The organism is Gorillibacterium sp. sgz306347, from assembly GCF_059735245.1.
Genome location: NZ_JCAPET010000008.1, coordinates 12,637 through 34,522, shown reverse-complemented (window position 1 = coordinate 34,522; position 21,886 = coordinate 12,637). Strand labels below are relative to the sequence as shown.

18 protein-coding genes and 1 pseudogene are annotated in these 21,886 nt (G+C 53.8%); 17 read left to right on the top strand and 2 right to left on the bottom strand.

All coding sequences use genetic code 11. The features are described 5' to 3' along the window. Positions 1-12: 12 nt before the first annotated feature. The 12 genes from AC6I6H_RS06450 (at position 13) to AC6I6H_RS06395 (ending at position 14,277) form a co-directional block, all read left to right on the top strand. Entirely contained in the window at positions 13-1,923 is a 1,911-nt protein-coding gene (locus AC6I6H_RS06450) for a cellulase family glycosylhydrolase (RefSeq protein WP_497952916.1), read from the top strand. 172 nt (positions 1,924-2,095) lie between these two features. Further along, a complete protein-coding gene (locus AC6I6H_RS06445) occupies positions 2,096-3,028 on the top strand; it encodes a helix-turn-helix transcriptional regulator (RefSeq protein ID WP_497952915.1) in 933 nt (310 codons plus the stop codon). Positions 3,029-3,168: 140 nt separating this feature from the next. Further along, the gene (locus tag AC6I6H_RS06440; protein ID WP_497952914.1) at positions 3,169-4,377 is read left to right on the top strand and encodes a hypothetical protein; all 1,209 of its coding nucleotides are present in this window, start codon (positions 3,169-3,171) and stop codon (positions 4,375-4,377) included. 168 nt (positions 4,378-4,545) lie between these two features. Continuing rightward, entirely contained in the window at positions 4,546-6,174 is a 1,629-nt protein-coding gene (locus AC6I6H_RS06435; RefSeq protein WP_497952913.1) for an alkaline phosphatase, read from the top strand. A 187-nt stretch (positions 6,175-6,361) separates the two neighbouring features. Continuing rightward, a complete protein-coding gene (locus AC6I6H_RS06430) occupies positions 6,362-7,369 on the top strand; it encodes a permease (RefSeq protein WP_497952912.1) in 1,008 nt (335 codons plus the stop codon). A 21-nt stretch (positions 7,370-7,390) separates the two neighbouring features. Further along, positions 7,391-8,335 (top strand): TIGR03943 family putative permease subunit, encoded by a 945-nt coding sequence (locus AC6I6H_RS06425; RefSeq protein WP_497952911.1) that lies wholly within the window; start codon positions 7,391-7,393, stop codon positions 8,333-8,335. Between the two features lie 179 nt (positions 8,336-8,514). Continuing rightward, the gene (locus AC6I6H_RS06420) at positions 8,515-9,732 is read left to right on the top strand and encodes an ABC transporter substrate-binding protein (RefSeq protein ID WP_497952910.1); all 1,218 of its coding nucleotides are present in this window, start codon (positions 8,515-8,517) and stop codon (positions 9,730-9,732) included. A 95-nt stretch (positions 9,733-9,827) separates the two neighbouring features. Continuing rightward, positions 9,828-10,823 (top strand): FecCD family ABC transporter permease, encoded by a 996-nt coding sequence (locus AC6I6H_RS06415; RefSeq protein ID WP_497952909.1) that lies wholly within the window; start codon positions 9,828-9,830, stop codon positions 10,821-10,823. Continuing rightward, complete coding sequence (locus AC6I6H_RS06410; protein WP_497952908.1) at positions 10,820-11,620, top strand: heme ABC transporter ATP-binding protein; 801 nt, start codon at positions 10,820-10,822, stop codon at positions 11,618-11,620. Before AC6I6H_RS06415 ends, AC6I6H_RS06410 begins: the two co-directional genes overlap by 4 nt. Positions 11,621-11,662: 42 nt before the next feature. Next, positions 11,663-12,565 carry a class I SAM-dependent methyltransferase gene (locus tag AC6I6H_RS06405; RefSeq protein WP_497952907.1) on the top strand — a complete coding sequence of 301 codons (903 nt, stop codon included), beginning with the start codon at positions 11,663-11,665 and terminating at the stop codon, positions 12,563-12,565. Between the two features lie 15 nt (positions 12,566-12,580). Next, complete coding sequence (locus AC6I6H_RS06400; protein WP_497952906.1) at positions 12,581-12,946, top strand: (2Fe-2S) ferredoxin domain-containing protein; 366 nt, start codon at positions 12,581-12,583, stop codon at positions 12,944-12,946. A 113-nt stretch (positions 12,947-13,059) separates the two neighbouring features. Then, positions 13,060-14,277 (top strand): GTP-binding protein, encoded by a 1,218-nt coding sequence (locus AC6I6H_RS06395; protein ID WP_497952999.1) that lies wholly within the window; start codon positions 13,060-13,062, stop codon positions 14,275-14,277. 23 nt (positions 14,278-14,300) lie between these two features. Here AC6I6H_RS06395 and AC6I6H_RS06390 read toward each other — a convergent pair whose 3' ends face one another. Continuing rightward, a complete protein-coding gene (locus AC6I6H_RS06390; RefSeq protein WP_497952905.1) occupies positions 14,301-14,849 on the bottom strand; it encodes a GNAT family N-acetyltransferase in 549 nt (182 codons plus the stop codon). Between the two features lie 188 nt (positions 14,850-15,037). Here AC6I6H_RS06390 and AC6I6H_RS06385 point away from each other — a divergent pair, with 188 nt between their 5' ends. Both AC6I6H_RS06385 and paiA read left to right on the top strand, forming a co-directional pair. Next, on the top strand, positions 15,038-15,490 hold the full coding sequence (locus tag AC6I6H_RS06385) for a MarR family winged helix-turn-helix transcriptional regulator (RefSeq protein WP_497952904.1): 453 nt from the start codon (positions 15,038-15,040) through the stop codon (positions 15,488-15,490). A gap of 24 nt (positions 15,491-15,514) precedes the next feature. Then, entirely contained in the window at positions 15,515-16,036 is a 522-nt protein-coding gene (gene paiA, locus AC6I6H_RS06380) for a spermidine/spermine N(1)-acetyltransferase (RefSeq protein WP_497952903.1), read from the top strand. 19 nt (positions 16,037-16,055) lie between these two features. On the opposite strand, the gene AC6I6H_RS06375 is transcribed toward paiA, so the two are convergent. After that, positions 16,056-16,754: a helix-turn-helix transcriptional regulator gene (locus tag AC6I6H_RS06375; RefSeq protein ID WP_497952902.1), complete on the bottom strand. Its 699-nt coding sequence runs from the start codon at positions 16,752-16,754 to the stop codon at positions 16,056-16,058. Positions 16,755-17,061: 307 nt separating this feature from the next. On the opposite strand from AC6I6H_RS06375, the gene AC6I6H_RS06370 reads away from it, so the two are divergent. The 3 genes and pseudogenes from AC6I6H_RS06370 (at position 17,062) to ppsA (ending at position 21,876) form a co-directional block, all read left to right on the top strand. Next, positions 17,062-17,721: a ThuA domain-containing protein gene (locus AC6I6H_RS06370; RefSeq protein ID WP_497952901.1), complete on the top strand. Its 660-nt coding sequence runs from the start codon at positions 17,062-17,064 to the stop codon at positions 17,719-17,721. A 33-nt stretch (positions 17,722-17,754) separates the two neighbouring features. Then, positions 17,755-18,859 (top strand): annotated as a pseudogene (locus AC6I6H_RS06365) (Gfo/Idh/MocA family protein). A 383-nt stretch (positions 18,860-19,242) separates the two neighbouring features. Next, on the top strand, positions 19,243-21,876 hold the full coding sequence (ppsA, locus tag AC6I6H_RS06360; RefSeq protein WP_497952900.1) for a phosphoenolpyruvate synthase: 2,634 nt from the start codon (positions 19,243-19,245) through the stop codon (positions 21,874-21,876). Positions 21,877-21,886: the final 10 nt, after the last annotated feature.

Sequence of the window (21,886 nt, the reverse complement as noted above, 5' to 3'; positions counted from 1 at the left end):
GGAGACGGGACTATGGGGAAAGCAGGGGGACGGCGGCACGCGATTTTAATGGTTTGTCTTGGCATGATGATGGGAGGGAATCCGATTCAGCCGGCTTCCGCGACCGCAGCCGAAGCGGCGGGCGGCCTGCAGGCGCAGGTGGAGGCGATGCAGCCGGGCTGGAACCTGGGCAACACGCTCGAGGCAAGCGGATCGGAAACCTCCTGGGGCAATCCGGCTGTAACCAGGGAACTGATCCAAGCGATCAAGCAGCAAGGGTACCGCAGCATCCGGATTCCGGTTACGTGGAACCATCGGCTGGGAGAAGCTCCGGCTTACAAGGTTCAGGAGGAATTCATGAGCCGGGTTCAGGAGGTGGTGGACTGGTCGCTCGACGAGGGGCTGGCGGTCATCATCAATCTTCATCACGATTCCCACTGGATGCTGAACATGGAAGCCGAGCGCGATACGGTGATGACGAAATATAATGCCGTCTGGCGTCAGGTCGCGGCTCATTTCAGGGATTATCCGAATACGCTGCTGTTCGAAGGGATCAATGAACCGCGCTTTTCCGAGGATTGGAACAAGGACGAGCCGGTCTATTTTGAAATGGTGGAGGAACTGAACACATCGTTTCACCGGATCGTCCGGGAAAGCGGTGGGGGGAACCGGACACGGCCGCTCGTTCTCTCCTCGATTACCTCGAGTCATACCCAGGCCCGGCTCGACGAGCTGCACCAAACGTTCCAAAAGCTGAACGACCCGAATCTGATCGCAACCATTCACTATTACGGCTTTTATCCGTTCAGTGTCAACATGGGCGGATCAACGACGTTTGACGAAACGGCAAGACAAGACGTGCAGGATGCCTTCGACCGCGCCTACAACACCTTTGTCGCACGCGGGATTCCGGTTATCATCGGCGAATTCGGTCTCTTGGGCTTTGACAAATACGTAGAGACCATCCAGCACGGGGAAGTTCTGAAATACCTCGAGTATCTTGCTTATTACGCGCGCGAGAAAAAGTTGACGACCATGCTGTGGGACAACGGGCAGCATTTCGACCGCAACGCCTTCACCTGGAAAAATCCCGATTTCTATGCCGTCATGAAGGCGGGGCTTACCGGACGTTCCTCCACCGCCGCTTCCGACTCCATCTATATTCGGCAGGGGGAAGAGCTTTCAGATGCGACGCTTCGGATGAACCTGAACGGCAATACGCTGACTGCGATCAAGGCCGGAAACCGCGAGCTTGCAGCCGGTACCGACTATGAGCTGGAAGACGAGCGGCTGACATTAAAAGCCGGCCTGCTGCGCACCCTGCTTACAGAAGAGTCAGGTGAATTTGCAACGCTGACCTGCTCCTTTTCCGCAGGCGCGGACTGGAAGCTTCATCTCTACCCGTACCAAAAGCCGGTGACGCGAAGCGCCGAAGGAACGCGCGAGCTTTTTGTCATCCCGGTCCGGTTTAACGGCGACCGGCTGGCCGCGCTGGAGGCGGTATATGAAGGAGGAGGCAATGCGGGACCGGATGAATGGACCCCGTTCAAGGAATACGGGAAAGCGTTCGAGCCGGATGAAGAAAACAATCTGGTGCAGCTGTCAAGCGCCTTCTTCGAGCAGGTGAAGGACGGTGCCGTACAGCTGAGGCTGCATTTCCGGAGCGGAGAAGTCCTTGCTTACAAACTGTCCGTCAGCGGCGACCAGGTTCTGGGCATCTCGCCGGATCGCGAAGCGGCAGGACAGGAACCCGATGCACCATCCTCCACCGGTACCCCCGCGCCGAATGCGTCGCCTTCTACGGAGCCTGCCGAACAGCCGGCAGAAGGGAGTAATCCCGACTCCACGCTTTATCTTCTGGGCGGCGGCGCTGTGCTGCTGCTTGCGGCGCTTGCGATTGGCGCCCGGACGGCCGGCCGAAAAAACCGGAGGCCGCCTATTTGAAATTGTAAGAAGAGAAGACGCTTCCGTCCGGTACGGAGCGTCTTTTCTGTCTACGATGCATTATTTGATCAGGAAGGAACGAGTGCGTTCCGGCAAAGTAACTTTTTTTATTGAGTTTTCTGAAGCGAATTTGCTACATTCTATGAAAAGCCTATTACCAAAAGGAGCAAAAATGAGCAACTGGCACAGAATCCTGTGGATTGACGGAAAGGTTCGGGCTTCGGCATACCCCAACAGCCGATTGATCGCCGAGCAGTTCGGCATTTCCCAGCGGCAGGCGGCCCGCGATATCGAGTATTTGAGGGATTCGCTGGGCGCCCCGCTCGCCTATTGCCGGCGGCGGAACGGCTATTTTTATACTGCGAATACTTTTGCGCTGCCGGCCATGCTGCTGACCGATTCCCAAGCCCGCAGCTTAACCTATCTGTCCTACCGTTACGAAAAAACGGGCGGCCCCGAGGGACGTGAGCTGGCCGAGCTGTTTCAGCGGCTGACCATGCCCGGATCATCCAGCAAAGAATCGGGGAACGCCGCTCTCGTTCCGGAGCAGAGCAGTCTGTCCGTGCACAGCCTGAATCAGGGAGAGACGGACAAATTTGATGTGTTGCACCGGGCGGTTCGGCTTCAGATCAAGGTGCGCATGGATTACAGTGCTGACGGCCGGATGGAGCAGATGGAGCATTTTGCTCCCATGCAGCTGTTTCCCTACGATTCCGAGAACTGCGTGCTGGGCTTTGACGAGACTGCCGGATGCATCCGGCTGCTGTTTTTGCGCTCCATTACCAGGGTTCAGCTGAGAGGGGAGCGGTACGCCATCTCCCCTTTGGTCGGAGCCGGCGAAGTGGTACCCGTTGCGGCAGAGGAACCTTACTCGGCTGTTCTTTATCTAGCCGTTCCGGAATATGTGCCTCTGCTCCGGCACCGGTATGAGCGGCTGGATGGCCGCCGCTTCCGGATTTTCTTCCGCAACGCGGAGAGTCTTGGCTCCGTTCTGCTCGGCTGTCCGTGCGAATATCGGATCGAACGGCCGGGGTGGCTCCGGAACATGATGCAAAACCGGCTGCTGCATATGCAAGCGTCCCTGCAGGCAAAGGGGCAGCCATGACATTATATGGCGTGGTCGCATGCTAGGATAGGGGTGCAGGAGATGCCCAGGCCGCTGTGGTTCCCGGAGCGTTAGTGTTTACGCTGGACCGGCTTCCGTTTGGAAGCTCCTGCCGACTAACCAAAGGAGCGTGTAGAAGGATGAGCGTTGTGCTGAACCAACTGAAGTACAGAAACTTTTGGGTGACCCGGCTGGGGGCGCTGAAGGCGTGTATGGAATTTCTGGGCAAAACCGATTCGGACGCCTGGCTATTTGGAGCGACTGGCCATGCCCTTATCCTGAATATGGCGCCGGATGGCTGCAGCTCGGGCCCCACGGCGTGGAACTGCGAGATGATCACCAATCTCGCCCACAACCTGGGAGTTAGCGTGAATGTGGTCAACGGCTGGCGAACGGAGCACGATTTTGCCCTCAAGCAGAAAATTGCTTGGGAGAACACCAAGCGGGCGCTGGACAAAGGGCTTCCCTGCTACGGCTGGGAGCTGGGCATCCCCGAATTTTACACCATTTGCGGCTACAATGAGCAGGGATACCTTTATAAAGGGATCGGCACGCCTACCCTGCAATTTTCGGCAGACCTGGATGTGTGGGATGAAGTGGCGCGGGGCGAAGCGGGGGAGCGTCTCCGGAAGGCTTTCGCCGCACAAGGAATCGCGCTGGACGGCAAAGTCTCGTTTGCGCCCGGCGGCTATGGGGATGTCGTTATTCGCTGCGAGGGGATCGAGGGAGAATTCTGCGCCTTTCCCATGGATGGGCGCGTTCAGATTCACGACGACTATTCCCGCCACAGCGAGGGGTACAAGCCTTGGGAGGAGCTGGGGAATTCCTCTGTTGGCTGGCTTCATGCCGGCTGGCTGGAAACGGGTGCTGCGTCGGACGATTTCACTGCCGTTCTGGAAGCGCTGGAGTTTGCCGTGGAGTTTGCCGGGAATCCGGCCAAATGGATTGCGCCGGGCTACAAATCCGGTCTGGCCGGCTATGACAACTGGCTGCATGCCGTGGAGCACGCGCCGGAGGAGGCCGATCCCGACGGGCTGTCGTACAACGGGGAGGTATGGGCGGAATGCCGCCGCTATGCGGGGCTGTTCCTGGACGAAGCCTCGGATCGGATCGGCGGCGAGGCGGGCGCCCTCCTGCGGAAGGCGGCTGGCCCTTACAAGGAAGTGGCGTCCAGTCTGGCCCGATACCGGGAAGTGCTCCCCTTTTTCGGACGGACGCCAGCTATGCCGGAGGAAACCCGGCGGGAGCTGCTCGACGTGCTGAAAGCGGCCCGGAACGCCGAAGAATCGGGACTGGCAGCGCTGACGGCCGCTTACCGCGCGATGGAGCATAACAAGCTTTCGATCTAGCGGGAGCCAGCCGTAAGGAATACAATCAGAAGCCACCTGCGGGTGGCTTTTTTGTTTATTTTTGTTATCCGTAAAATTTACAATATTTTCACCCCGGCTTTGCATTTATTTAACACAGGGCTACTAAACTGATTCTGGAAAGACAACTCAACGTACAGGAGGCTTAACATGCACAAAAGACCGGTTAAAGCTGCGATGCTGGCAGCAACGCTAATCGCCGCCACTCTGGGAGGCGGCACTCTTCAGGCCCAAGAAAATGCTCCGGGAAATACGGCGATCAAAAATGTTATCATCCTTATTCCCGACGGTATGGCGAATGATGCGACGGCGCTGGCCAGATGGTACAAAGGCTCCGCTTTGACGCTTGACCAAATGGCCAGCGGAATGGTTCGCACGCATTCCGCGGATGCTCCGATTGCCGACTCGGCTCCGGCGGGTACCGCCTTCGCCACCGGTCATAAATCGCACACGGGTTTTGTGGGCGTTCTTCCGGATAAAGCCACCATGCGGGGCGAGCCGCCCATCCCTGCAGGGGATGAGCGAAAACCGGTCGCTTCGATCCTGGAGGCCTCCAAGCTGGCCGGAAAAGCAACCGGAATTATTGCGACCTCCGAATTTATGCATGCGACTCCGGCCGATTTCAGCGCCCATTATCCGGATCGGGGCAACTACGACGCGCTTAGCAAGCAGCAGGTTTATAACGGGCTCGATGTCGTGCTTGGCGGAGGAAGCCAATATCTGACTCCGGCCGGACGGGAAGACGGCGAGAATCTGCTGGCCTCTATTAAGGCGCTGGGGTACGACTATGTGACAACGCCGGAAGCTATGAAAGCCTCCCAATCCGACAAGCTCTGGGGAATGTTTGCGCCAAAAGCGATGGCTTATGACATGGACCGGGACAAAACCAAGCAGCCAAGTCTTGCCGAAATGACGGGAAAAGCAATCGAAGTTTTATCCAAGGATGAAGACGGCTTCTTTTTGATGGTGGAGGGAAGCAAAGTCGATTGGGCGGCGCATGCGAATGATCCGATCGGCATTATCAGCGATGTGCTGGCTTTTGATGACGCAGTAAAAACCGCTTTGGACTTTGCAAAAACGGATCAGCAGACAGCCGTCATCGCCGTAACCGATCATGGAAACGGAGGACTCACCATTGGAGACCGTTCCACGACGGGCAGCTATGACAAAGAACCGTTGTCCAAGTTTATCGCCCCGCTGAAAAAAGCGAAGCTGACCGGTGAAGGGCTTGAATCGAAATTCAACTCGGTCCGAGGCAACGTGCAAGCGGTGATGAAAGAGTATTTCGGGATTACCGATTTGACGCAGGAAGAGATTAAGGCGATTAAAGAAGCCAAGCCGGGCAGCATGAATTACGCCGTGGGTCCGATCATCAGCAAACGCGCCGGAATCGGCTGGACGACAGGCGGACATACCGGCGGCGACGTGGTGCTGTATACATATGCGCCCAACAATGACCGGCCGTTCGGGGTTATCGACAACACCGATGTGGCCAAATACATGGCCCGTGTATTAGGACTGGATCTGGACCAAGCCAGCAAACAGCTTTTTGTACCGGCTCAACAGGCGTTTGCAGCGAAAGGCGCTGCCTACCAGCTGGATTTGAAAGACGCCCAAAACCCGAAGGCGCTGGTTTCCAAAAACGGAACCCGGCTCGAATTGCAAATTTACAAGAATATCGTTTTGGTGAACGGAAAGAAAGTAAGCCTGGATGGGGTCATTGTTTATAACGGCGTTCAAGTATTCGTGCCGCAGGCAGCGGTGGACTTGATAAACTGACAAATCCATTTCTGAAAAAGCCGGAACGGGAATCTATCCTGTTCCGGCTTTTTTGCAGGCATGGAGAGTAGCGGGCAACCAAACCGTGAGGTGATTGGAAGGGATTGACAGACGGGTCGGTTCGTTATTTAATAGTAATGTTTACGGGTGAAGTCATGCCGTTAAGGGCAAAGGGGGCCAGCTTGGATTGACCATTTCACGGATCGGCATTTCTGTATTTATTGGATGCGCTGCGGGTGTTCTATTGCTCTTTGCGATGCATCCCGTTCTCCTTACTGCATTCCCAGATCAAGCCGTAGAGAATTTTCAGACGTTTAAATCCATGTTTCTGAGCATTGTCCTTGAAGCTCTTGGTTACATCGTAATCGGTGTGCTGATATCGGCCATCATTCAGTATTACATACCGGAGGAATGGATCCGCAAAGTTATCCCGAAGAACCCGCTTATGGGAATTGCGGCAGGCTGCTTTCTCGGCATCTTGTTTCCTCTTTGCGAATGCGGCATGATTCCAATTGTACGCCGCCTGATGCGCAAGGGGATGCCTCTTTATGTCGGGATTGTCTTTATTCTCGTCGGCCCGATTGTAAACCCGATCGTATTTGCTTCCACTTTGTCCGCCTTCCGCACCCGGCCGGATATTGTGTATGGCCGCATGGGGCTTGCGCTCGCTCTAGGTTACCTCATCGGACTGATGATCTTTCTTCTGTACCGCCGCAATCCTTTGAAAAAAACAAGGGAGGAGCTGATTCCGGGGTTTGAGGATATGAAGGGGGCCCTGAACCGAAAGCAATTCCGTTTGTACGGCGCTATGGAGCATGCCGGAAACGAGCTTTTCGAGATGGGCAAATACCTGGTTTTCGGAGCTTTGTTAACGGCATGCATGCAAGCCTTTGTGCCCCGTGCGGAAATCATGGAAATTGGACAGCAGCCCGTCTGGTCGCATCTGTTCATGATGGGCCTCGCCTACATTCTTTCCCTCTGCTCCAATTCGGACGCATTTGTGGCCTCCTCTTTTGCCGGTTCCTTTTCGCCCGGCGCTGTTCTGGCTTTTCTTGTGTTTGGCCCGATGCTTGATCTCAAAAGCACGCTGATGCTGCTCAGTGTGTTTAAAGCGCGGTTCGTTTTGCTTTTGGCTTTGCTGATTGGCGTCACGGTGCTGGCGGGTTCGTTCGCCTTTGGCTTATTTCGCTTATGACAAAAGAGGGAGGGATCGCAAATGTGGGAGAAAAAAACGAGCCGGTTCCATCCCTTGCTCCGGGCCGGGCTGCTGGCCGCCTTTACCGGTTATATTATCTTTTTGACGCGTACCGGGACGCTTTCCCTGTATGTCGTGCCCCGCATGCAGCCTGTCGTGAAATTCGCCGCCCTGGCGCTCCTGGTCGTTGCCGTCTTTCAAGCCCGGACGGCGCTTTACGGAAAAGCGCCCGATTGCGGCGTTGACTGCGGCTGTACGGATCATACGGCACGCTCCCCGCTTGGCAACGGCCTGACTTACGGCTTGTTTGCGCTTCCTCTGCTGCTGGGTTTTGTTTTCCCCCATGCCGTTATGGGAAGCAGCGTGGTTTCCGTGAAAGGCATTCAGCTGAATGCAAACGAATATGTGCAGCCCGGCGCTCCAAAGCTTGGAGAGGAGAAAGCGGCCCCGCCATCGCCTGCCCCGCGCGAAATCACAGTCCCGGCTGCGGAGACGAGCGAAGAGGACCTGGAGCTTCTTTTCCCGGACGAGCCCTATATGGAGCAATACCGTCAGCTCGGAAAGCTCCTTTACCGAAAGGATCTTATTGAGGTGCGGGATGAAGGCTTTATGGAGGTTCTGGGGGCAATCGACATCTACAAGACCAGCTTTATCGGGAAAAAAATCGAACTGACCGGGTTTGTTTACCGGGAAGAGGAGATGGCGGACAATCGGTTTGTCATTGCACGGCTTGCCATGAACTGCTGCTCTGCGGACGCCTCCCCGTATGGCGTTATCGTCCGGCATGCAAATGCGGCAAATTATGCAAATGATACTTGGGTCAAGCTCAGCGGAGTCATCGGAATTTCTTCCTACCAAGGAAACGAGCTGCTGGAAATCGCCGTGCATGCGATAACTGTCGTGGACGCCCCTGAGTCGCCGTATGTGTTTCCCTATACGTCCGATTACCGCAACCTGGACAAGTAGCTATCAACCCAATTTCCTTGGTGGTGACAAATGAAGAGCAGGCAGCATTCCAATGAATGCCGCCTTTTTGTTTTCGGTTAAGGCGTGCAAAAGGGATTGACGGAAACGAAAAAAGAAAGTAGAATCGATTTTAATCGTAAAAATTACTAATAAAAGAATGACAAAGGAGAGAACCGGAGATGCACCCCATCCGAAAGACCAAACGAAAGCCATCTCATGCTTTGACTCATTTTTCTTTCATGCTGCTTATGAGTCTGGTTCTGCTTCTTGCAGGCTGCTCTGCATCGGCTCCGTCCGCCGAAGAAGCAATGGCAAGCTCCTCACCGGCAGGCGTGGCGGAGGTAAAAAACGGAGAAGCTGCGCAGCCGTCCTTGGACGAGAACCAGGACTTCACTTTCACCGACACTTCCGGTAATGAGATCACGCTAAAGCGACCTGTGGAACGTGCGGTTGTGCTGAACCGGAACACTGCGGAAGCCATTGCGCTGCTCGGGGCGGGAGACAAGGTAATCGCCGTTGGCGACAATACGCACAAAAACAATCCTTATCTCGGTTTTGACAAGCTTCCCGACGTTGGCGAAACCAGTCAAGTAAATCTGGAGACCATACTCAGTCTGAAGCCGCAAGTGGTGTTCGCTTATACAAACAGGCCGGACAACACGCTGGAAGCTAAATTGGAGCCGGCCGGCATTCAGGTGGTGCGAATGAATAACTATCTGCCCGATCAGATGGATAAGGAACTGGAAGCGTTGGGAGCCCTATTCGGAAAACAAGAGAAAGCGGCAAACTTCCTGAATTGGAAGCAGGAGATCGAGGCCATTCCGGCTGAGCGGATAAAAGATATGAAGGAAGAGGACAAAAAAAGCGTACTGGCCCTTTCGGCCGGTTTTCTGAACTCGGACGGCGGATTTCGCATCTTCCCGAGCCAGGCGCTAGGGGGAAAGCCGGGCGTTGGCGAAGGGTACGCAACGATTCTGGCAGGTGGAAAAGACGCAGCGGATTTGCAATGGGACCCTACGGAAGCTTCCACCACCATAATGGTGGATACCGAGTATGTGCTTCAGCACAATCCGGATGTCATCACTCTTCACGGGACCTGGCTGGGCGGCTATCAAGCAACCGATCCTCAGCCGCTTGATGAAGCCTTTGACAATATCATGAATACTTCGGCCGTTCCCCGGCTTCAGGCGGGCAAAGACCGCGAGGTGTACTTCTTCCACACGAACTTTATCGGCTCGGACAAAAGGTACATCGGCATTCTTCAGTTGGCCAAATATTTGTATCCCGACCGGTTTGCGGACGTAGATCCCGATCGATATGCCAAGCAATACTATGAGGAGTGGCTGGGCGTTCCCTATCAAGGGATCTGGCATTACTCCTTTAAAGGGAACGATTGAGGATGGTTTCGGGAAACCGGCCGTTGGCCGAACCGTCCCGCCGGCCGTTGGATACCGCCTATCGTAAAGGCACCCGGCGAAAGGCGGCTGTTCTTGTGCTGCTGTTTCTTTTGCTGTTGCTGGCCGTCCTGTACGCAGCCGCGAGCGGGTCCGCTTCGATTCCGCTGCGGGAAATTGGGGGAATGCTCTCCGGGAGCGAGACGGATGAAATCAACCGCTACATCCTTACGGAGGTAAGGCTGCCCCGGATTGCAATGGCTCTTGTCACCGGAATGTCGCTCGCCGCGGCAGGAGCGATCATGCAGGCGCTGCTTCATAACCCTTTAGCCGATCCCTTTACCTTGGGAGTTTCCAGCGGGGCTTCCTTTGGAGCCGCACTGGCCATTGTGGCAGGCGCAAGCGTTTTTGGAGTCAACCTGACCCTTGGCGGACAATGGCTGATCGCCTTGAACGCGTTTGTATTCGGCTGCCTGGCGGTCGTTGTCGTTTCCGGTATCGCCCAGCTGAAGAAGAGCTCCACCACGGTTCTTCTGCTGGCGGGGGTGGCCATCGGTCATTTGTTTTCCGCCGGCGTCTCGGCCCTCAAATATTTTTCGGACAATGAAGCTCTAAAAGACCTGGTTGTGTGGCTGATGGGCGGTTTTTGGGGAGCCGATTGGAAAATCGTCCAGCTGCTTGTGCCGCTGTTTTTGCTGGCATTCGGCGTGCTGATGAAATACGCATGGGACCTGAATGCGCTCAGCTCCGGCGAAGAGGTCGCCCGTACGCTTGGCGTCAAGGTGAAGACGATACGCTGGACGTGTTTGGCTCTTGTGACCTTGATGGCTTCGACGACCATCGCCTTTAGCGGAATTATCGGCTTCATCGGACTGGTCGCCCCGCATATCAGCCGTATGATAATCGGGACGGACTACCGGTTCCTGCTGCCGTGCTCCTGTCTGACCGGCGCTTTGCTGCTGCTGCTTTCCGATACGGCGGCGCGGCTGGTTTTATCACCGGTCGAAATTCCGGTCGGCATCGTAACCGCGTTTTTCGGGGCGCCGTTTTTTATTTACTTGCTCGTCAGGAAGCGGAGGGACTATTGGGCGTGAAGAAGACGGCGGGAATCCAATTGGAGACGGCCAATCTGTCCTTTCAGTACGGGGCGCGCGCTATTCTCCATAACGTATCCTTGCAATTACCCAGAGGGCAACTGGTCAGCATTGTTGGCCCGAACGGAGCCGGCAAGACCACCTTGCTGAAGCTGCTGGCTTCCATTATTCCGCCCGACCGCGGCAAGGTTAAGCTGTCCGGTCAAGATGTCCGCTCCATTAAGCCGGGCGAGCTTGCCCGCCGGCAGGCTTATGTTCCCCAACACAGTGCCGGCGGTTTTCCTTTGACGGTAATGGAGACGGTGCTGCTTGGCCGAAAACCTTATATGAAGTGGGGGGTAAGGCGGAAGGATCTGCAGCTTGTCGCTGACATCTTGACGGACATGAAGCTGGACGGCATGGCGGAGCGCTACATGGATCAGCTGAGCGGCGGCGAACGGCAAAAGGTCCTTATTGCAAGAGCGCTGGCTCAACAGCCGGAAATCCTTCTGCTGGACGAGCCGACTTCAGCACTGGATATTCGCCATCAGCTGGAGGTGCTTGAGGGGCTTCGCGTTCTTGCAGGGAAATCCGATGTTTTGATCGTGCTCATTCTGCATGATCTGGAGCTGGCCGCCCGCTACTCCGATTCCGTCATTTTGCTGAAGCAAGGGCGTGTTTTTGCCAGCGGCGCACCGGAAAAGGTATTTACGCCGGCGGCAATGGAGGCGGTTTACGGCGTTACCATGACGATTGAGCCGGGCTTGTGCGGGCTGAAGATGACGGCCATGCGGGCGGTCCCGGATGCGGAGGCTTGACGGGCGCATCGCCCGCTTTTTACAGGAGAGGAGACGATTGCCGTGTATCATGGTGTCCGGTTTGATATGAACTTTAAAGCTTTGTGGCAGGAAGGAATGAAGGATTGGAGCGGCCGGCTGCCGGAGCGAATGACCAGCGACAAAGAGGAAGAGGCTTTCTGGCAGGGGCATTTGGCGAAAAAAGGCGATGCGCCATCCGGCGGGCTCGACGAGTACGCGCTGCCCGTTCGGCAAGAGCTGCTGACACACCTGAAGCCCGGAGATGAGGCTCTTGAAATCGGCCCCGGCTGGGGGAATTATACCTTTTCCGCGGCCATCCGGGTGAAGAGCCTCACCTGCGTGGACAGTTCCTCCAGCGTTTTGAGCTTTTTGCAGGAAAAAGCTCTCGGGCATGGGATCACCAATATGAGCGGAGTTCATGCCAAGTGGGAAGAATACGTTCTGGGCCGGCAGTTTGATGTCGTGTTTGGCATCAATTGTTATTACCGCATGTCGGAAATCGAAGCGGCACTTGTGAACATGAACAATTCCGCCCAGCGCACGGCGATTATCGGGCTGACGAGCGGACCGGAAAAACCGCATTATCTCGAAATAGCCCGTCAACTGGGCTGCAAAATAAAATTCAAGCGCAGGGATTATATTTACCTGTTAAACCTTTTATACGAGCTGGGGATTGACGCCAATTGCCGCATTCTTGATCTGGAACGCACCTACTTCTACGAGAATGAAGAAAAGCTGATTCGAAGCAACCTGAGCGACATTCTGGATGCGAATTATGACCGGAAAGCGGCCGAAAAAATACTGTTCGAGCATGCAGCAGCGAGCGGGAGCGGGTATTCCTATACCCACAAATTCAAAGCCGCCCTGATTCATTGGCATCCGACCGCAGGGATTAACCTGAAAGACCACATGCGCCTCAAATCCATACTCTCGCCATCTACGTGAAGGAGGAAAACGCCTGTGACGACATGGAATCTGACCGGCACCACGACCCATCTTCTGATCTGCGAAGGAGGAAGCTGCAAAAGAGGCGGTGCGGAGCGGTTGACGGACGAAATTCGCGATGAAATCAAAAAATTAAAAGCGGATCCCTGCATCCATACGACGCGGACACGCTGCAATGGCCGCTGTGACGATGCGTGCGTCGTGATTGCCTATCCGGAAGGAGCCTGGTACAGGGAAATGACACCCGAAGACGGGAGAGTGCTGGTCCGGCAAGCGCTTGCCGGCAAGAAGCATGAACCGAAATTATCGTACACGTACGATAACGGGCTGGTATCCCAAAACACTCCGGCAAACGGCGTCGAGAAACCTAAAGGGGATTGATTTTGCGGGGATGAGCCTCGAGTTGTTACTTTTGCAATTTCGTGCTTTAATTAATCGTAAATATTACTAAATAAAAGAGCGCCTAAATGATTCCGAGAGGAGAATTCACCATGATGAAAAAGGATCTGATTCCGGTAACCGTGCTATGCGGTTATCTTGGCTCCGGCAAGACCACGCTGCTAAACCATGTGCTGAACAACCGGGATGGGCTGCGTGTGGCCGTGATCGTCAACGACATGAGCGAGGTAAATATCGACGCGGCCCTCATTCGTTCCGGCTCCAGCTTGTCGAGAACGGAGGAGAAGCTTGTGCAGCTTTCCAACGGCTGCATTTGCTGCACGCTGCGCGAGGATCTTCTGGAGCAGGTCAGCCAATTGGCCGAACAAAACAGCTATGATTACATTTTGATTGAATCGACGGGAATCGCCGAACCGCTGCCCATTGCGCAAACCTTCTCCTATCAGGACGAGAACGGGAAATATGATCTGACCCGGTACTGCCGTCTGGACTGCATGGTGACGGTTGTGGACGCCTACGGCTTCTGGAAGGATTTTTCTTCCGGGGACAGCCTGCTTGAACGGTCGCAGGCAAGCGGCGAAGAAGACACGCGCGATGTAGTCGATTTGCTTATCGATCAAATTGAATTTTGCGATGTGCTGGTGCTTAATAAGTGCGACCGCCTGGCGGAAGAAGATTTACGGAAGCTGGAGGCTGTCCTGCGCACGCTTCAACCTCGTGCGAAGCTGGTTCGCAGCGTTTATGGCCGGATTGACCCCAAGGAAATTCTGAACACGAACCGGTTCGATTTTGACGCCGCCAGCACCTCCGCAGGATGGATGCGCGAGCTGGAGAACGAGCATGCTCCGGAAACGGATGAGTACGGAATCGGATCGTTTGTCTACCGGCGGAAGCGGCCTTTTCATCCCGAAAGACTTCTTCGCTTTTTTGAAGAATGGCCGGAGGAAGTGGTGCGTTCCAAAGGCTTTTTGTGGATTGCCACACGCTCCGATATTGCGGCGTCGATCGGCCAAGCGGGCCCATCCATTCAATTCGGCCCGGCCGGCTACTGGATCGCGGCCGCTTCCGCGGCGGAGAAAGAAGCGCTCCTGCGCGAAACCCCCGAACTGCTCGTAAATTGGGACCCTCAATGGGGGGACCGAACGACGGAGTGGGTGATTATCGGCATTCAAATGGACCGGGAAGAAATCATCGCTTCCCTGGACCGCTGCCTTTTGACGGACAGCGAAATGGAAGAAGACTGGAGTTTCTTTGCGGACCCTCTGCCGGCCTGGACCAGTCTGGAGCCGGTGAGGGAGGAAATCGGGAGTTGAGGATGAAAAGGGGCTTTCCCTTTTCATCCGGTTTCCAGCGTCTTTTCGTAGGTCCGGAATCCGTCTTTTTCACCGGCAAAAACATAGCCGTTCCGCGCGTAAAACGAGTTTAAGGCGGGATTATCGGCGATACAGTCGAGCCGGATCAGCCGCTTGTTCATGAAGCGGAGACCCGCGCCGCACCAGTTCAGAATGCTTTGGCCAAGACCGGTGCGGGCGTACTTCCGACGAACCGCCAACCGGTGCAAATAGACCGCTCCGTCAGCCTCCTGCGCCTTGTCTCCCCACAATTGGACGTCCCATGGGCTCGGCTTGCGAAGCAGCATGACCATGCCTGCCATTTCCCCGCCGTCCTTAAAAACAAAGACATCCCCGCGCCGGATCGCCTCTCTGGTATTATGGGAGTCCTCTCCTTTAAGCAGGCCATTCCACTGGCTGGACCCCCGGCTTTTTAGCCATTCCGCTACCCCGACCAGCAGGGACATCACTTCCTCGGTATCCTCCGGCTGCGCCACGGCAGCTTCGAAGCGCTCAAGAATGATTGGAATAATGATTTTCTGGTGTTGGTTCATGCTTTTCCTCCCCGCTAAGCCTTCATCCAGCCAATCTGGACAACGGAACTATAACGGGAAACGAACGGTTTGTCAAAAGGGAAAGAGCAGCCAGCGGCTAGTATATTGTTGTAAATACAACAAAAATAATGTAAGATGCTTTTATCGAAATAACTTCATCGCTAGAGACGGAAAGTGGAGGCGGGGTTATGGAGGAAGTTCTCCGTGAGGTCGGGATGATCGCCCGGTCGCTGGATTCGATAAGCAATATCGAATTTAAAAAATTCGACCTTACCAGAGGACAGTATTTGTACCTCGTGCGAATATGTGAACATCCGGGAATCATTCCGGACAAGCTGGCGGAAATGATAAAGGTGGACCGGACTACGGCAGCGCGTGCAATACAGAAGCTTGAAAGGAACGGATTTATTGAGAAAAGGGATGACCGGCATAACCGGAAAATAAAAAAACTGTTCCCAACGGAAAAAGGGGAGGCGGTTTACCCTTCGATAAAAAACGAAAACGATCATTCCAATTCGGTTGCATTATCCGGCTTCTCCGAAGAAGAGGCGGAAACCCTTTTGAAGCTGCTGCAAAGAGTGAGAAAAAACGTCGAGAAAGACTGGGAGTTTGTGAAAAAGGGAAACAAGAGAGCGTATTGATGGACGCACAGGAGGATAACGGCTATGAACATTGAGATGAAAAAATGTACGATAGAAGACTTGAGCCTGCTGCAGGAAATAAGCGTTGAAACCTTCAATGATACCTTTAAGCATCAGAATTCCCCCGAAGCCATGAAAGCCTACCTGGAACGGGCCTTTCACACGAAGCAATTGGAGAAGGAGCTGTCGGCAGCCGCTTCTTCGTTCTATTTTATTTACAGGAATAAGGAGCTTGCCGGTTATTTAAAGGTGAACACAGGCGAGGCGCAATCGGAAAGAATGGGCGAGGAGTCGCTCGAAATCGAACGCATTTATATAAGAAAAACCTGCCACAAACAAGGACTTGGGAAATATCTCATCTACCAAGCGGAAGAAGTGGCGAAGCAAAAGCACAAAACAAAGATCTGGTTAGGCGTGTGGGAGAAAAACGACAGCGCCATCGCCTTTTATAAAAAAATGGGGTTTGAACAAACCGGAAGCCATTCTTTCTATATGGGAGACGAGGAACAGATCGATTATATCATGACCAAAATACTACCGAAGTGAAGTGACTTTCAACCTTCCTCTACCGTAAGCTGGACGGCGTGCTGTGCTTGAATTGCTTGAACACCCGGTTAAAGGTTCTGACATTGGTAAACCCGCAGTCCAGCGCAATGTCAATAATCGGCTTCTCCGTATGCAGCAGAAGCTCTTCGGCTTTGTTTACCCGAATGTGGTTCAGGTAGGAGACAAAACTCATACCGGTGGTCGTTTTGAAGAACCTGGAGAAGTAAAACAGGCTCATGTTGGCCTGTTTTGCCGCATCCTCAAGCGTGATTACATCGGAATAATTGGCTTCGAGATAATCAAGCACGGCCTGCATAACCTTCATGCCGGTTATTCGCCGCCGGTCCTTTTTTTGATTGGCCGCTTCACAGGGGAGATGCCGCAGGATCATTCCGCAAAGCTCATGCAGCATTCCGGTAATAAACAGTTCATGGTGCGCAGCCTGATCGTTAAATTCCCTGTGCAAACGGAGCATAAGCCCGGACACACTCGAAAGAAGCCTTCCATCAGCGGTTGACTCCTCACCCGGCCGGATGAAGGGACTCGCCAGGCGTACGTCCTTCGGCCATCCTCCGGGGCTGCCGATCAGCTGGGGATTGAAGATGACCAGCAAAATGACCGATTCGCAGTCGCTGCTGTCATAATAATGAATATCCCCGCTTCCGCAAAACGCCATGTCTCCTTTGTGAAGAAGCCGGCTCTCCTGATTAATCCCCATTCGAATGGACCCTTCGCAAACATATACAAATTCCAGATCCGTGTGCAATGGGCAAGAAAATTCATATTTGGCAAAAGCATGGAAGTGAAAGGGAGTCCGGAAGGATACATCCGGTTTTCATGATAGGCTTTCATAATGCTCCTTTGCCGCAAGGCGGATGATAGGGCTGCTTTGAGGTTTTGTTTTTTAAGATAATAGCAAAAAATGACCAGCCGGGCAATGAAAATGACGAGCCGCAGCAAAGCGATAGCCTTACAATCGAACTGAGCGATGTCAAAATTATCAGAACCCGAAGGAGTCGTTAGTTATGCCGAAAAAAGCTTTGATTGTAAGAGGCGGCTGGGAAGGTCACGAACCGGTGGAGGTATCCGCCGTATTTTCGGCTTTGCTTCAAGCCGAAGGCTTTGATGTTGAGGTATCCGATACACTGGACAGCTTTAAGGACGAGGAAAAGCTGCTGGGGCTGAACCTGATTGTTCCGGTCTGGACGATGGGGGAGATCAGCAATGAGCAGCTCCAGCCCGTATTGAAGGCAGTGGAAGCCGGAGTCGGCCTGGCCGGTTGCCATGGAGGGATGTGCGACTCCTTCCGCAATTGCGTGGAATGGCAATTTCTGACTGGTTCGCAATGGGTAGCCCATCCCTTTAATGATGGAGTGGACTATGAGGTGAATATGGTGGCCGCCAGCTCCAGTCCGATCATTGAAGGAATCCGGGATTTCAAGGTAAAGTCGGAGCAGTATTTCCTCCATGTCGATCCTTCGGTAAATGTGCTGGCGACCACGACATTTTCCATCAGTGAAGGCCCGCACTCCGCAAATGGCGCGATTACCATGCCGGTTGTGTACACCAAAAGGTGGGGAGAGGGCAGGGTATTCTATAACTCGCTGGGCCATCATGCGGATATCTTCGATATCCCGGAAGCGAAGGAACTGATGCGCAGAGGGTTCCTCTGGGCCGCTAGATAAGTACATACACTTCATCAGCAAGGTGGGATGGTTTTGGACAAGGTAAAGGTCGGGATTATTGGCTGCGGCAATATCAGCGGCATCTATTTTGAGAATTTATCCAGGCTTTTTGTAAACACGGAAGTCTACGCTTGTGCCGATCTTATAAAAGAACGGGCGGCGGAGGCTGCGGAGAAATACGGAGTTCCGAACGTTTGGACCACAGAAGAATTGCTGGCTTCCGAGGAGATTCAAATTGTCGTGAATTTGACTACACCGGCAGGACATTACGAGGTTTGCAGGCAAGCGCTGCAATCCGGCAAACATGTCTATGTCGAGAAGCCGTTGTCCCTGTCGCTTGAGCATGGGCGTGAACTGGTTCGCCTTGCAGAAGAAAAGGGGCTGATGCTTGGCTGCGCTCCGGATACTTTTTTTGGGAACCGGTCTTCAAACCTGCCGAAAACTGATCGATGACGGCTATATCGGGGAGCCGGTAGCGGCATCGGCGTTCATGGTCTGTCACGGGCATGAAAGCTGGCACCCGGACCCGGAGTTTTACTATCAGGCCGGCGGAGGCCCCATGTTCGACATGGGCCCTTATTATCTCACGGCGCTGGTCTCCCTGCTGGGACCGGCCGCAACCGTATGCGGCATGACGAAGACCTCATTTCCTCAACGGACGATTACCAGCCCGAAGAAATTCGGAAAACAAATTGCGGTCGAGGTGCCTACGCATGTCGCTGGAACGCTGCAGTTTGCCGGCGGCGCAGTGGCGACTGTCGTGACAAGCTTTGACGTCTGGGACAGCACTCTTCCCCGCATCGAAATTTACGGCTCCCGGGGATCGCTGATTGTTCCCGATCCCAACACCTTCGGCGGGCCCATCCTGTTCAAACCCGCAAACGGAAGCGCGTTTATGGAATTTCCGCCGGTACACAGCTATGCCGGCAACAGCAGGGGAATCGGAGTTGCGGACATGGCGGACTGTATCGCGTCCGGCAACCGGCCGCGGGCCAACGGCGAGCTCGCCTGTCACGTCCTGGAAATCATGCATGCGTTCCATACCAGCTCGGATTCCAAACGTTATGTGGAGCTGACAACCAACTGCGAGCTGCCGAAGCCTTTGCGGCTCGGCCTGGTGGAAGGTTATTTGGATTAATCACAGAAAAACGGCCGGCCCGACGTTCTTATCGAACTGCGGGCCGGCCGTTTTGTATAATAATGGCCCACCATAAGGATGGGAGCGAGGAGTATCTCGGACGGGCGCTGAAGGATTACGCGAATCGGGATGAAGTGGTCATTGCGACAAAGGTATATTTTCGCACGCCATGAAGAAGGACACACCTGGAAAGGTGTGTCCTGTATATTTAACCGGAGTTATTCTGTCCTCTTATTGCATCGAAACAAAGCGGATGATATACTCTCATTACATCTGCGTTTTCGATCATAAGCACAAGTAATGCATCTTACATTTTTATTGTACCATGCCGGCAAACTCCTGTCAAATGGTTTTCTTCATTTTATGATTAGGGGAGATGTGAAATGAGTTCTTTGGTTATCGGTTTTCAGGAGATGGGAAAAACGCCGGTAGCGCTTGTAGGCGGGAAAGGGTTTAATTTGGGGCAGCTATCCAAATTGAAAGGAATCCAAGTGCCGGAAGGTTTTTGTATCACAACGGCAGGGTACCAAAAAGCCATTGAAGCTAACAAAACGTATCAGGCGTTGTTGAACCGGCTCCGTCTGTTAAAAGCAGACGATCGGGCTCAAATTGGAGAAATCAGCAGGGAAATCCGGCAGCTTATCGGGGAAACCGGGCTTCCTTCCGATGTTGGAAACGCCGTTGCTGACTATCTCTCCCGTCTTGGCGAAGAACATGCCTATGCCGTACGTTCAAGTGCGACGGCCGAAGATTTGCCGCATGCCTCTTTTGCCGGTCAGCAGGACACCTTTCTGAATATCATCGGCAGGAAAGCGATCTTGCGGCATATCAGCAAATGCTGGGCGTCCCTGTTTACGGATCGTGCGGTCGTCTACCGGATGCAAAACGGATTTGGCCACAGCCGGATTTACATAGCGGTTATCGTGCAAAGAATGGTTTTTCCCCAGGCATCGGGGATTTTATTTACCGCAGACCCCGTGACCTCCAATCGAAAGGTGCTGTCAATTGACGCAGGCTTCGGACTTGGCGAAGCAATGGTCTCCGGCTTGGTATCGGCCGATTGCTATAAAGTTCGGGAAGAGAAAATCGTCGACAAAAGAATTGCAGCCAAACAAGTGGCTGTCTACGGAAGAAAAGAAGGAGGAACGGAGACCCGGCGGATTGATCCGGATCGGCAAAAGACGCAAACGCTTACGGATTCGCAAGTTTTGCAGCTGTCACGCCTTGGTAGACAGGTCGAAGCTTTCTTCGGTCACCCGCAAGATATCGAATGGTGTTTGGCTGATGATGCTTTTTATATGGTTCAGAGCCGTCCAATCACGACCTTATACCCGATACCCGAAGCCAATGATGAAAAACCTCACGTTTACGTCTCCGTTGGCCATCAACAAATGATGACGGACCCCATCAAGCCGTTGGGTCTGTCGTTTTACCTGATGACGACTCCTGCCCCCATGCATCAGGCAGGCGGAAGGTTGTTTGTGGACGTCGCCCCGAATCTGGCTTCACCCGCCGGCAGAGACATTTTATTGAATACGTTGGGGCAATCCGATCCCCTCATCAAAGACGCCCTGTTGACCATCCTCGAACGGGAAGCGGATCAAAAACCAAGCCCAATCGATAAAAAAGAGCCCGGCCCAAGTAAAAGCCGTAACGATATACCGCAGTCTGCGGGGTCTCAAGCGGAAAAGGATACTGAATATGATCCGGCCATCGTTTCCGAGTTGATCAAGAGCAGTCAAACCTCAATCGAAGAGTTAAAGCGGACCATACAAACGAAAGCCGGCTCGGCTTTGTTTGATTTTATTGTGGAAGATCTCCAGCAATTAAAAAAGTTGTTTTTGTTTAACCCGCAAGCTTTAGCCGTTATCATGGCCGCTATGGATGCTTCCGCTTGGATCAACGAAAAGATGAATCGATGGTTAGGCGAAAAAAACGCAGCAGATCCGCTTTCCCAATCCGTACCGCACAACATTACTTCGGAGATGGGACTGGCGCTATTGGAGGTCGCAGATACGATTCGCTCTTATCCGGCGGTCATTGATTATTTGCAGCGGGTAAACGAGGATGATTTTTTGGAGGAACTGCTCCGGCTCCGGCTTGAAGGGGGAAAGGAAGCCCGCGGCGCGATTCTGGATTACCTCGGCAAATATGGAATGCGCTGTCCCGGGGAAATTGATATAACGAGGACTCGCTGGAGCGAAAAACCAACCATGCTTCTCCCTCTGATTCTTAATAACATTAAAAACTTCGCACCGGATGCCGGCAAACGAAAGTTTGAGTTAGGGCGCCAGGAAGCATTGAAGAAAGAACAAGAGCTGTTAGGGCGATTGAAGGCTTTGCCGGATGGCGAACAAAAAGCCAAAGAAACCAAACGAAGGATCGACCTGATCCGAAATTTCAGCGGGTTCCGGGAATACCCGAAATACGGCATGGTGAATCGCTATTTCCTTTACAAACAGGCTTTGCTCAAAGAAGCCGAGAAGCTTGTCCAGGCCGGCGTGATTCGTGAAAAAGAAGACATCTATGAGCTCACCTTTGAAGAGCTTCGCGAAGCCGTGCGCACAAAGCAATTGGATTACCGGATCATTACCAAACGCAAAGACGAGTACAGCTTTTACGAAAAACTAACCCCGCCGCGTGTGATGACGTCCGATGGTGAAATCCTGTCAGGGAAGTACAAGCGGGAAAATCTCCCGGCAGGAGCCATTGCGGGGCTGCCCGTCTCATCCGGCGTTATCGAGGGACGGGCACGGGTTATCTTGGACATGGAAGACGCGAAGCTGGAAGAGGGGGATATTTTGGTCACCTCCTTCACGGATCCGAGCTGGACCCCGTTGTTTGTCTCCATAAAAGGTCTGGTCACCGAAGTTGGCGGGCTGATGACGCATGGAGCGGTGATCGCCCGTGAATATGGCTTGCCGGCAGTCGTAGGGGCGGAGAATGCTACCAAACGAATAAAAGACGGGCAGCGAATCCGGGTGAACGGAACAGACGGGTATATTGAAATCCTGTAGCGGCAGTTCA

Excerpts from the sequence above, each read along its gene's own strand:
- AC6I6H_RS06395 (WP_497952999.1), top strand. The coding sequence starts at position 13,060 with ATGAAAAAGGATCTGATTCCGGTAACCGTGCTATGCGGTTATCTTGGC.
- AC6I6H_RS06445 (WP_497952915.1), top strand. The coding sequence starts at position 2,096 with ATGAGCAACTGGCACAGAATCCTGTGGATTGACGGAAAGGTTCGGGCT.
- AC6I6H_RS06420 (WP_497952910.1), top strand. The coding sequence starts at position 8,515 with ATGCACCCCATCCGAAAGACCAAACGAAAGCCATCTCATGCTTTGACT.
- AC6I6H_RS06385 (WP_497952904.1), top strand. The coding sequence starts at position 15,038 with ATGGAGGAAGTTCTCCGTGAGGTCGGGATGATCGCCCGGTCGCTGGAT.
- AC6I6H_RS06375 (WP_497952902.1), bottom strand. The coding sequence starts at position 16,754 with ATGGGGATTAATCAGGAGAGCCGGCTTCTTCACAAAGGAGACATGGCG.
- AC6I6H_RS06450 (WP_497952916.1), top strand. The coding sequence starts at position 13 with ATGGGGAAAGCAGGGGGACGGCGGCACGCGATTTTAATGGTTTGTCTT.
- AC6I6H_RS06440 (WP_497952914.1), top strand. The coding sequence starts at position 3,169 with ATGAGCGTTGTGCTGAACCAACTGAAGTACAGAAACTTTTGGGTGACC.
- paiA (WP_497952903.1), top strand. The coding sequence starts at position 15,515 with ATGAACATTGAGATGAAAAAATGTACGATAGAAGACTTGAGCCTGCTG.
- AC6I6H_RS06435 (WP_497952913.1), top strand. The coding sequence starts at position 4,546 with ATGCACAAAAGACCGGTTAAAGCTGCGATGCTGGCAGCAACGCTAATC.
- AC6I6H_RS06425 (WP_497952911.1), top strand. The coding sequence starts at position 7,391 with ATGTGGGAGAAAAAAACGAGCCGGTTCCATCCCTTGCTCCGGGCCGGG.
- AC6I6H_RS06370 (WP_497952901.1), top strand. The coding sequence starts at position 17,062 with ATGCCGAAAAAAGCTTTGATTGTAAGAGGCGGCTGGGAAGGTCACGAA.
- AC6I6H_RS06390 (WP_497952905.1), bottom strand. The coding sequence starts at position 14,849 with ATGAACCAACACCAGAAAATCATTATTCCAATCATTCTTGAGCGCTTC.
- ppsA (WP_497952900.1), top strand. The coding sequence starts at position 19,243 with ATGAGTTCTTTGGTTATCGGTTTTCAGGAGATGGGAAAAACGCCGGTA.